General features: G+C 43.7%; 9 protein-coding genes. 4 read left to right on the top strand and 5 right to left on the bottom strand.

Annotation, left to right across the window (positions count from 1 at the left end; translation table 11 throughout):
- Nucleotides 1-88: 88 nt before the first annotated feature.
- From phoU to LAY57_RS33890, 3 genes are all read right to left on the bottom strand, one after another.
- On the bottom strand, nt 89-775 hold the full coding sequence (phoU, locus tag LAY57_RS33900) for a phosphate signaling complex protein PhoU (protein ID WP_249071595.1): 687 nt from the start codon (nt 773-775) through the stop codon (nt 89-91).
- Nucleotides 776-1054: 279 nt separating this feature from the next.
- Nucleotides 1055-2488: a sensor histidine kinase gene (locus LAY57_RS33895; RefSeq protein WP_249071594.1), complete on the bottom strand. Its 1434-nt coding sequence runs from the start codon at nt 2486-2488 to the stop codon at nt 1055-1057.
- Between the two features lie 71 nt (nt 2489-2559).
- A complete protein-coding gene (locus LAY57_RS33890) occupies nt 2560-3312 on the bottom strand; it encodes a winged helix-turn-helix domain-containing protein (protein ID WP_249071593.1) in 753 nt (250 codons plus the stop codon).
- Between the two features lie 326 nt (nt 3313-3638).
- Here LAY57_RS33890 and LAY57_RS33885 point away from each other — a divergent pair, with 326 nt between their 5' ends.
- From LAY57_RS33885 to LAY57_RS33875, 3 genes are all read left to right on the top strand, one after another.
- Nucleotides 3639-4505, top strand: a complete 867-nt coding sequence (locus tag LAY57_RS33885) for a glycosyltransferase family protein (RefSeq protein WP_249071592.1) — start codon at nt 3639-3641, stop codon at nt 4503-4505.
- Nucleotides 4506-4561: 56 nt separating this feature from the next.
- Nucleotides 4562-5320 carry a class I SAM-dependent methyltransferase gene (locus LAY57_RS33880; protein ID WP_249071591.1) on the top strand — a complete coding sequence of 253 codons (759 nt, stop codon included), beginning with the start codon at nt 4562-4564 and terminating at the stop codon, nt 5318-5320.
- Between the two features lie 273 nt (nt 5321-5593).
- Nucleotides 5594-6544 (top strand): glycosyltransferase, encoded by a 951-nt coding sequence (locus LAY57_RS33875; protein ID WP_249071590.1) that lies wholly within the window; start codon nt 5594-5596, stop codon nt 6542-6544.
- On the opposite strand, the gene LAY57_RS33870 is transcribed toward LAY57_RS33875, so the two are convergent.
- Together LAY57_RS33870 and LAY57_RS33865 are read right to left on the bottom strand one after the other, a co-directional pair.
- Nucleotides 6533-7477, bottom strand: a complete 945-nt coding sequence (locus tag LAY57_RS33870; protein ID WP_522729860.1) for a glycosyltransferase family 2 protein — start codon at nt 7475-7477, stop codon at nt 6533-6535. The two genes, LAY57_RS33875 and LAY57_RS33870, sit on opposite strands and share 12 nt — an antisense overlap.
- Before the next feature lie 13 nt (nt 7478-7490).
- On the bottom strand, nt 7491-8645 hold the full coding sequence (locus tag LAY57_RS33865; protein ID WP_249071588.1) for a glycosyltransferase: 1155 nt from the start codon (nt 8643-8645) through the stop codon (nt 7491-7493).
- A gap of 155 nt (nt 8646-8800) precedes the next feature.
- On the opposite strand from LAY57_RS33865, the gene LAY57_RS33860 reads away from it, so the two are divergent.
- Nucleotides 8801-9568 (top strand): mechanosensitive ion channel family protein, encoded by a 768-nt coding sequence (locus tag LAY57_RS33860; protein WP_249071587.1) that lies wholly within the window; start codon nt 8801-8803, stop codon nt 9566-9568.
- Nucleotides 9569-9677 lie beyond the last annotated feature (109 nt).

The following is a 9677-nucleotide window of genomic DNA, read 5'->3' as shown; positions in this document are numbered from 1 at the left end:
TCCCACTCTCCCACTCTCCCACTCTCCCACTCTCCCACTCTCCCACTCTCCCACTCTCCCACTCTCCCACTCTCCCACTCAGCACTCTTTAACGGTGTCCGGTGACGATGTAGGCAACTCTTTGACCGATATTGGTCGCATGATCGGCCATTCGTTCGAGGTGACGAATCACTAAAACCATTAAAAGAATCGGTTCAACGACTCCTTTGACATCCCGTGCGCTGGCTAAGCGCTGGTAAAGAGTTTCGTAGGCAGTATCTACCACGTCATCCTGCTCCTTAATCTGCCGTCCAGCTTCTGCATCCAGATCGGCTAGGGCTACCAGACTCATTGCTAGCATAGCTTGGGCTTGATGGGACATTACTGCCATTTCGGGTAAGCAAGGATGAGATGGGTAGGGAAAAAGTTTAATCGCAATTTCTGCTAAATCTTTGGCATAATCCCCAATTCGCTCTAAATCTCGCACCAGTTGCATATATGCGCTTAAAAGGCGCATATCTCTAGCGACTGGGGCTTGCAGGGTCATGAGAGCAGCGCTGTCTAACTCGATCTGGCGATAAAATCGATCGACCTGTTTATCGAGTAAGGGTATTTCTTCAGCTGCGGCTAGGTTGCGATCGAACAACGATTGATGGGACAGGCGAAACGATTGTTCTACCAAGGCTCCCATCCGCAAAACATCACCTTCTAAACGTCTAAGGCTTCGCTCGAAGTGGAGTCGTTCAGGATACGGGTTTAAACGCGAACTATTCAACCTAACTGGTCGGAAAACCATATTACTGAGGTCATTCGATTTGGGATGAAAGGATTTTAGATTTTGGATTAGCCGCTTGAAACCAATAATTTCTCGATCGAGGCTGGGCTTTGAACTCGATTTCTAAGTCCTGAACCTCTTGTTTTTAATATTTCGCGCTGAACAAGTAAGTATTTTAATTTACAGAAAAATCTGGTTTTTTATACTTAGACTCAGCGCTAACTTCCACTATTTTTATGGCTGTCAGCAGGGTCAGGCCAACAGAAGCAAGAAGGGGGGCAAAATTTGCTTTACTTTTATTCACTTCTCAGCAGTGACTTGAGGAGCGATCCCTTCTCCATAAGGTAATTCAATTTTCAGCCAAGCGCCACCTGTTTCTGGATGGTTTTTGGCTTGTACGGAACCGCGATGAGCAAGAATAATTTGTCGGACGATCGCTAAACCTAAGCCGCTACCAGTTGTATTAATCGCTAAAGCTTCATGTGGATCGGGAGAAGACGCCGACTGTCTCGTCCGAGAGGCGTCTCCCCGGTAGAGTCTCTCAAAAACATGAGGTAAATCTGATTCGGGAAATCCAGCGCCAGAATCGATAATATTAATTTCAACAAGCTTGGCGGCATCATTCTTTGGAAGGAGATTTACCTCCACTTCGATCGCACCCAGCGGCGGACTGTATTTGATACTGTTGTCCAATAAGTTGAGAAAAACGCGGTATAGGCGAGACTCATCTGCTTCTATCCACAGGGAGTCCGGGCCTGAATAGGTCAGACTTAGTTGCTTTGGCTCGCTCAGGAGTTCTAGACTATGCCAGACAGATATGATTAAAGACCGCAGTTCCAAGGGTTTGCGGCTAAGTTTATTGCCAGAATCTACCTCCAGTTGGCTTAGTTCCAGCCAATCTTGGACTAAATTAATCAGCCGGTTGACTTCTGGTAGCAGGCGATCGGCCCATCGGCTCATGGGCGGCTGCAAGCGGTCTTGCAAAGCTTCCGCCACTAAACGGATAGACGTTAGTGGAGTTCTCAATTCGTGAGCTAAATCGGAAACCCACCGATCCTGTGCTTGGGAAAGTTCGACTAAGGCTTGTCGGTTTTCCAGAAAAACGCCTACCTGTCCTTCCGGTAAAGGCCAGCTGTAGGCACGCAGGGTCAGGGCTCTAGCTCCACCCATCGCCTGTGCGTTTGGATACGTCGGGTGAAAAAGCCAGTCTTGCTGAGAGGGTTGCTGGCGGTGACGAGTTTGTTCGATTAATTGGTCGAGTTCATACGATCGCACTAACTCCAGCAGCAAACGAATCTGTCCCGGTTCCCACCGATCGATATTCAAAAGCTCCCGCGCCTGTTGGTTGCACCAAAGCAGCTGATTTTCTTCATCCACCATGAGAAAGCCGCAGGGTGCCACTTGGAGTAACTGCTGCCAGGTTTCCAGCTGGATTTCCAGGTTTTGTCGGTGTTCCTTAGCCAAGGAAATCCCCCGCCGCAAGCGAGAAACGATCGGTAGAGCTGGGTGTACGAAAACACTCTCCTGACTCGGATCTTGGCCCAAATCTACATTCCCTAAGTTTGGGGAGGAATGTATAGGATTAAACTTTCGTTCGGCGGGGAGCGATCGCATTAATTGCCCCAGCTGTTTGTAAAACCAAGCCTGCCAAAAGAGCCAAAATCCAATCCCTATGGCTAGACCAAGACAAAAGGCAACAAAGGCCATTTTTTGTAAGCCATTAGCTATCACCATCAGGTATATGTTAGAAGGTTTAGGCTTAGTCTGTTAGATTTAATAATCCCAGGGCTCAACTCAAAACTTGTTCAGCCAAACCGATAACCAAAACCCCGAATTGTGACAATATACTCTGGGTGGCTGGGGTCTCGCTCCAATTTTTCTCGCAACCAGCGAATGTGAACGTCTACCGTTTTACTATCTCCTACAAAATCCTGCCCCCAAATGTGGTCTAGCAACAGCTCCCGCGACCATACCCGGCGGGGATAACTCATAAATAACTCTAGGAGGCGAAACTCTTTAGGCGCAAGGCTAATCTCCTCACCCCGAAGCATAACGCGGCACTCTTGAGGATAAAGGGCGATCTCTTTGAACTGCAATACGGGTGGTTGCGCGATCGCGCTTAAGCGTTGACGGCGCAGTAAAGCCCGACAGCGGGCGACAAACTCCCGCATACTAAAGGGTTTGGTAAGATAGTCATCAGCTCCCACCTCTAAACCCAATACACGGTCTGTTTCGCTTCCCTTGGCTGAAAGAATCAAAATTGGGACTGGGTTCCCTTGACGGCGGAGCAAGCGGCAGATATCCAAACCATTGACTTGAGGCAGCATCAAATCCAAAACCACCAGATCGATCGGGGATTCTGTCGGTTCGGTGTAGATACTTTGCAACAAGCCAACAGCCTTCTGTCCATCTGTAGCCGTGATTACCTCGTAATCTTGCTCCTCTAAGGCCATAACGATCATTTCTCGGATCAGATCTTCATCTTCAACCACAAGGATGCGGCTTTTTTGTCCGATTTCTGCCCTAGAAGGGGTCTGAGTTAACTCAAGGGAAAACATGATTTAGGAATTTTGTATGTGTCTGAGCCCACCAAAAAGATAACGCGATCGGTGCTATAAGTTAACGACCAGATCGAAAAATTTCGTTAAAATTCCCGGACGCTAGTTTCGTTTCGATCGGGTTATATCAAATCCGTCTGCGTCGGAATTGTTCGTTTTTCCCCTCTTACCCCCTCCCCTCTGCGGCCATAATGATTCAGACACAACCGGAAACGATATTACTGGCGTCTCTGAGGCTAACGGCGTTAGTATAAGGTCTAAACGTTAGTTTTACCCCACAATGCTGCTGCATTAGTTATACTCGTAGCAGCTTTAATCCAGCCAACATGAACGCAAGTCTTTCCTCTGCTAACCAAGTTTCTAATTCCTACCAACTTGTTGATTTTATTGGCAAAGTCTTCATTATTGCCTACAAGGAGCCTACCCAGCAGCTTGAGGAAGTATTGGAAAAAGAAGGTTTTCACTGCGAAGTTCTCAGGCAAGAAGAAAAGGCAGAATATCAAAATTTTTCCCGCAGTTATCTCTGCCTAATTAACCATCGACGCGCTTGGGAAAAAGCCATACAGCAAAACAAACCAACCCTGATTCTTGAAGCAGATTTTGTCCCAGTCGTGGGATTTGGAAAACTTCCCCTACCATTTAATTTCGAGCGAAACAATGCCGGAATTTCCTGGCTATATACCTGTGCCAGTCAGCTTTATAGCGTCTCCGATGATGGATACGCAGAAGGATTTTCTGTTTCAACCGTTGCCTATATTGTTACCCCGCAAAGCGCTCATTGCTTGATCGATCTAGCCGAGGAAATTAGAGAAAAATCGGGAACAAATGCCTACTCTTCTTGGGACTCAACTATTGATACTTTTTTGCGGTCTAGAAAGTTTAAAAATTACATTCCATTTCGCAATTATGGAGAACATGGAGGTTTGCCGAATTTAGAACATCACAAAAACGGTCTTAGCAAAACACATCGAGCCGATGTATTATATGGAAATCTTGCTTTTTTACCTCTTTATGCTTCAATTGAAGGAGGTGGAAAATTAAAGTTATTATCTGCGAGGATGCAAGCTCGCTTGAAGGGAATTGCTCGTTTGCTAATAGGAAAGTTTTTGCGAATTCCTGTGATTAAAGGTTCTAGTGTACCGGCGAGATTGATTGGTTTTGCCATTCGCAGACAATTGTCGTTGTATCTGTAATTTGAAAGTTATCCCACGGTTTATGTACGATTATTTAATTTTGGAAAAATTAAACGATGAAAACTAGCGCTCAATCAGCGATGTACGCCAAGCACGCACAGCTAATGCAAGCACGTCAGCAAAATTATTTTGATATACCTAGCGCTGAGGTTTTATTTCTAATTCCCGAAGATGTCCAGCGTGTACTAGAGGTGGGTTGTGGTAGCGGTACAACGCTGCAAACTTTAAAAAAACAACGCCTCCAAGAAGGACGGATCTGTGAAGTTGTGGGAGTGGATATTGAGGTGGAAGCAATTTCACGAGCAAAGGAATATCTGGATGCGGCTTATTTAATGAATGCTGAAGAAGACGAATTAACCGAATATCCCCAGGGTTATTTTGACTTACTAATTATGCAACAGGTTTTGGAACATTTCGTCAACCCTTGGGCTACTTTGCGCCAATGGTTGCCATTAGTACGTCCAGATGGTTATCTGATAGCTGGTGTACCAAATATTGCTAACTATAAATTTTTGAAACGTTTGATACTAAATGATGAATTTGCTTACGAACCTTGTGGTATTCTTGATTGGACGCACTTGCGGTATTTTACCCTCACTTCTTTCAGTGAATTTTTGGCAGGCGCAAACTTAACGATTGGCAAATCTCTGGGATTACCAAAAGAGGAGCAAATGAGTGATAAAATGCGTTATTTTTTGCGTCTATTTCCTTCTCTGAATCGCTTTGCTTACTACGCCTATGTAGTATTGGCACGTAAAGGAAAAGAAGGGCCGATCGCAGATTATATTCCTTTCAAGAAAACTTATACCATTTGAAGCCATCAATCGGCGACTCCAGAGAGTAGAATAGGACTTACGCAACTGGCACATAGAGTAGGGTGCGTCAGAGGCACAAACTTATTCTATGGATGTATAACTTCGTCTGACGCACTCTACAAGTTGATTTAAGTGTGACAGGGGCTTTATCCCAAATCCGCTTCGATAGCCCCCTTTATGTTGATCGGCTGTAGAGACGTTTCATGAAACGTTGGCGGATTCTAAACACTTCTTTCCCTAGCCCCTAGCCCCTAGTCCCTAGTCCCTAGCTATATGCCACTAATTTCAGTAATTATTCCTGTTTACAATAGCGCCAAAACAATTCGAGAAACCATTCAATCTGTTTTAAATCAAACCATCTCTGATTTTGAATTAATTATAATTAATGATGGTTCCCTAGATGCCAGCATAGAGGTCATTTCCAGTATCCAAGATGACCGGATAAAAGTATTTTCCTACCCCAATGTAGGTATATCACCTAGTCGCAATCGCGGACTTGCTTTGGCACAAGGAGAGTTTATTGCTTTCTTAGATCACGACGATTTGTGGACACCAGATAAACTAGAATTGCAACTAAAAGCTTTGCAAGAAAATCCCGATGCAGCAGTAGCTTATAGCTGGGTAGATTTAATCGATGAATCGGGTGAATTTATTCGACACCATACCCGTTATAGCGTAAGTGGCGACGCTTTCCCCAAGCTGTTGTTAGATAATATTATCCATACTGCTTCTAACCCGCTAATTCGCAAGTCAGCTTTAATAGAGGTGGGAGGTTTTGACGAATCAGTATTTGGCCCAGAAGATTGGGATTTGTTCCTCCGTTTAGCTGCGCGTTATCATTTTGTTGCAGTACCGCGAACACAAGTTTTATTTCGGATGACTGCGACTTCAGCTTCTACTAATATTGTCAGAATGGAAACACAAATTTTAAAGGTAATTGAACGCGCTTTTAGTCAGGCTCCAGAATCTTTACAGCACTTAAGAAGTCGTACCATTACTAAGGTTTATATGTATCTTACCTTTAAGGCACTGGAAGTTACTTCGGGAAGGCAAAATGGACTGGTAGCTGCTAGATGTTTGTCGATAGCTGTGAAAAACGATCCTGCTCTGCTTAGGAAACCAAAAAATATATTAGTAGCTTTATTTAAAATTGCAGCCGTGCTTATTTTACCATCTCAGCAGGCGAAAGAATTGCTTAAAAAAGTTAAGAAATTAAAGAGGTAGATTACTGTATTTATCCGACTTAACACCGAAAGATTCTAAAATAACTGCTGCTAGTGCTTCAACAGTACCTTTAGGACTTATTCTTAATGCCCAAATAAAAAATTCTGCTGCTTTTATGGGATTTATTTTAAAGTTACGTTTGGCTACTCCCAAATGATATCGCGCCGCTACATATCCTCTGGTTGCTGTTGGGATAATACTCAAGTTTCGGTGCTTTCTGAGAACAAGTGCATGACCTTCTAAAATTATTGAAATATTAGATGTCATTGCTGATTTACTCTTTTTTCTATAAAGACAATTTACCGCTGGTACATAGACAAATTGAAATCCTGCTACTGCTACTCTTAACCAATAATCTAAATCTTCAACCTTTCTCAAATTGGGATCGAAAAAACCTACTTTTTCTGTTATAGCTGTTCTCATCACTACTGCCGATGGCTGGATGTAGTTTCTGGCAAAAAGACTAGCGGGAAAATTTTCTATATCTTGTTGCTCCGGCCCCCACAAAGACAGGAGTTTATTAGTATAATCTTCAAACATCTGAACGGTACAATAGGCTAAATCTCCTGACTCTGATTCTAATTTACTAACAGCTGTTTCTAAATGAATTACCTTCCACAAATCGTCATGATCTAATAAGGCTAAGTATTCTCCTTGAGCCTCCTTGATGCCTGTATTTCTTGTTTCGCTCAATCCTAAATTGTTCTGGTGGCGAATATATTTAACATTGCGATCGCCAACAGTCTTAGCAAACTCTTGTACAATCTGCTCAGTGCGGTCTTTAGAGGCATCTTCAACAACAATTATTTCCCAATCGGGATAGGTTTGGGCTTTGACTGACATTAAAGCTTCGAGGATGAGATCCTCAGCATTGTAAGCAGGAATAATAACACTCACCAGTGGTTTAGTCATATTTGCATTCTTTGTATTCATGCAGAGTTTACCGTCAGTCAAGAGTAATGCTGAGCGTATCAAGATATTTTTGGATTGCCGTTGATCCGGTAAATTGCTCCAGCCAAGCTGAATCAACTGATTTGCAGTTGCCAGATAATACTCGCAAAATTGCTTCTGCCATCAACTCGCTATCGCCAACGGGAACTAAGTCTCCGTACTTGCCATTGTCTAGAATCTCAGCAGGGCCACTTTCGCAGTTTGTAGAAACAACAGGGATTCCTACAGCCATAGCTTCGATAATTACTGTTGGCAAACCTTCCCAAGCTGAAGACAAAACAAACACAGCGGCTTGCTTCATATAAGCAAAAGGATTTTTCACAAAGCCAATCCAGGCAACATCATCGTTTATGTTTAGTTCATGTACCAGTGCCTCTAGTTGTTTTTGCTCTCTACCGCTTCCCAACATCATGAGTCGAACTTGTCGTACCTGTCGTACTTTAGCAAAAGCGCGGATCAGGGTGGAGAAATCTTTTTGCTTGACGAATCTTCCTATACCCAGCACTACGGGGGGCTCCCCAGGGGCAAACCAAGGGTGATCCACTGGTTCTTTTGCTTTTTCGATCGACTCTGGTGCGATCGCAGGATTGTAAATAACTTGAATGCGCTTTAAAGGTATCCTAGTTAAATTAGCCAGATCCCTAGCTACCCCCTGGGAAACGGCCACGATGCCATCTGCCCAAGGGTAGAAAATTCGTGCGGCTAGCGGTGCTAGACGCGATGAAATTTGCTCTACACTTTGCGCTTCTAAGGAAAGAGTGGTATGCTCGGTCACTACTACGCGGGTAGGCACCCTAGCCAAGTACTTGGCTAACACTGCTATCTCATTCGGGTAGTGAGTCGCTGAAAGTAGCGCCGTCGGTTGCTCCTGTCGCAGGTATAGCACTAGCTTGGGAAGGCTTGTTGTAGATTGAAGGCTTGTCGGTAATTTTAAGGTTCGACCCTTGTCAAACTCCGAAGTATTCAAATCGACAATCCGCACTTCCTCTAGAACTTGCGGCAAGTAACTTCCCTCTGCTTTGCAAAGCACCATATCTACCTTCAAACCCTTTTTAGCAAAGCCGTGAGCTAGATTCAACATTACGCGTTCCGCGCCTCCACCACCAAGGTTGCGAAGGAATAAGGCAACGCGCGGCTGCTCTTTTGGCATGGTGAACTCTTCTCCCTAGCTGTCCTGCGTGAATTTTTTCAATCCTATCTTATCGGTAGCGGGAATTTATAGAATAATATGGCTGGACAACAAACCTTGCTATATACTCCTCAGCAGATTTAGGATAAAAAACTGTCGATTGAGAGATTTATTACATGAATGAGATCTTACAGCAATTATTAACTTACGTCTATAACGTGGTTACAACCCCCATTGAAATAGGCGAAATTTCTGTATCGATAAGTTCGATAGTTAAACTGCTTATTTTGCTATTATTAGTCATTTTTCTTGGTCGGGCTCTCAAGCATTTTCTCAAGAAACACGTACTTGTCAGAATAGGAATTGACGAAGGTAACCGAGAATCAATATCTACAATTATCAGCTATGGCGTCAGCACGTTAGGCTTTGTAATTGTTCTCCAAACTAGCGGCTTTAACGTCGCGTCTTTGGCAGTAGTAGTTGGGGGCTTAGGAGTTGGTATTGGCTTCGGTCTTCAAGACATAACAAAAAACTTTGTCTCTGGTTTAACCTTACTGATTGAAAGAAAGCTAAAGCTGGGTGACTTTATTGAATTTGATGGAATGACAGGATATATCAAAGAGATTTCTATTCGCTCTACGATTATCCAGACATTTTCTGGCGGAGATGTGGTAGTTCCTAATAGCGAGTTGGTTAACAACCGGATTCTTAACTGGAGCTATGAAAACTTTATAGGTCGGATTGATGTCCCCGTGGGAGTATCCTATGATAGCGATCCGGTATTAGTCACGGAAATACTTTTAAAGTCTGCCTATATGGAACCATCAATTTTACACGATCCTGCTCCTAGAGTAATTTTTTTAGGGTTCGGTCATAATAGTTTGGATTTTCTCCTATGGGCTTGGGTAAGTCGAATTGATGACAGAGTGGGTCTTGCGGCATAATGGGGTATAATGTAGCGATCGCTACATTATACCCGGTAAAGAACAATGGACTTTCATCTAGATACCTTATTAAACTTGCCAAACGTTACGGTTTTCACCTCTTATCAAA

Origin of the sequence: Argonema antarcticum A004/B2 (assembly GCF_023333585.1) — a bacterium.
GTDB classification, from domain to species: Bacteria; Cyanobacteriota; Cyanobacteriia; order Cyanobacteriales; family Aerosakkonemataceae; genus Argonema; species Argonema antarcticum.
This window is presented reverse-complemented; position numbering and strand designations above follow the sequence as displayed.

Coding starts and splice junctions, on each gene's coding strand:
- LAY57_RS33885 (WP_249071592.1), top strand. CDS start 3,639: ATGAACGCAAGTCTTTCCTCTGCTAACCAAGTTTCTAATTCCTACCAA.
- LAY57_RS33860 (WP_249071587.1), top strand. CDS start 8,801: ATGAATGAGATCTTACAGCAATTATTAACTTACGTCTATAACGTGGTT.
- LAY57_RS33870 (WP_522729860.1), bottom strand. CDS start 7,477: ATGAATACAAAGAATGCAAATATGACTAAACCACTGGTGAGTGTTATT.
- phoU (WP_249071595.1), bottom strand. CDS start 775: ATGGTTTTCCGACCAGTTAGGTTGAATAGTTCGCGTTTAAACCCGTAT.
- LAY57_RS33880 (WP_249071591.1), top strand. CDS start 4,562: ATGAAAACTAGCGCTCAATCAGCGATGTACGCCAAGCACGCACAGCTA.
- LAY57_RS33865 (WP_249071588.1), bottom strand. CDS start 8,645: ATGCCAAAAGAGCAGCCGCGCGTTGCCTTATTCCTTCGCAACCTTGGT.
- LAY57_RS33890 (WP_249071593.1), bottom strand. CDS start 3,312: ATGTTTTCCCTTGAGTTAACTCAGACCCCTTCTAGGGCAGAAATCGGA.
- LAY57_RS33875 (WP_249071590.1), top strand. CDS start 5,594: ATGCCACTAATTTCAGTAATTATTCCTGTTTACAATAGCGCCAAAACA.
- LAY57_RS33895 (WP_249071594.1), bottom strand. CDS start 2,488: ATGGTGATAGCTAATGGCTTACAAAAAATGGCCTTTGTTGCCTTTTGT.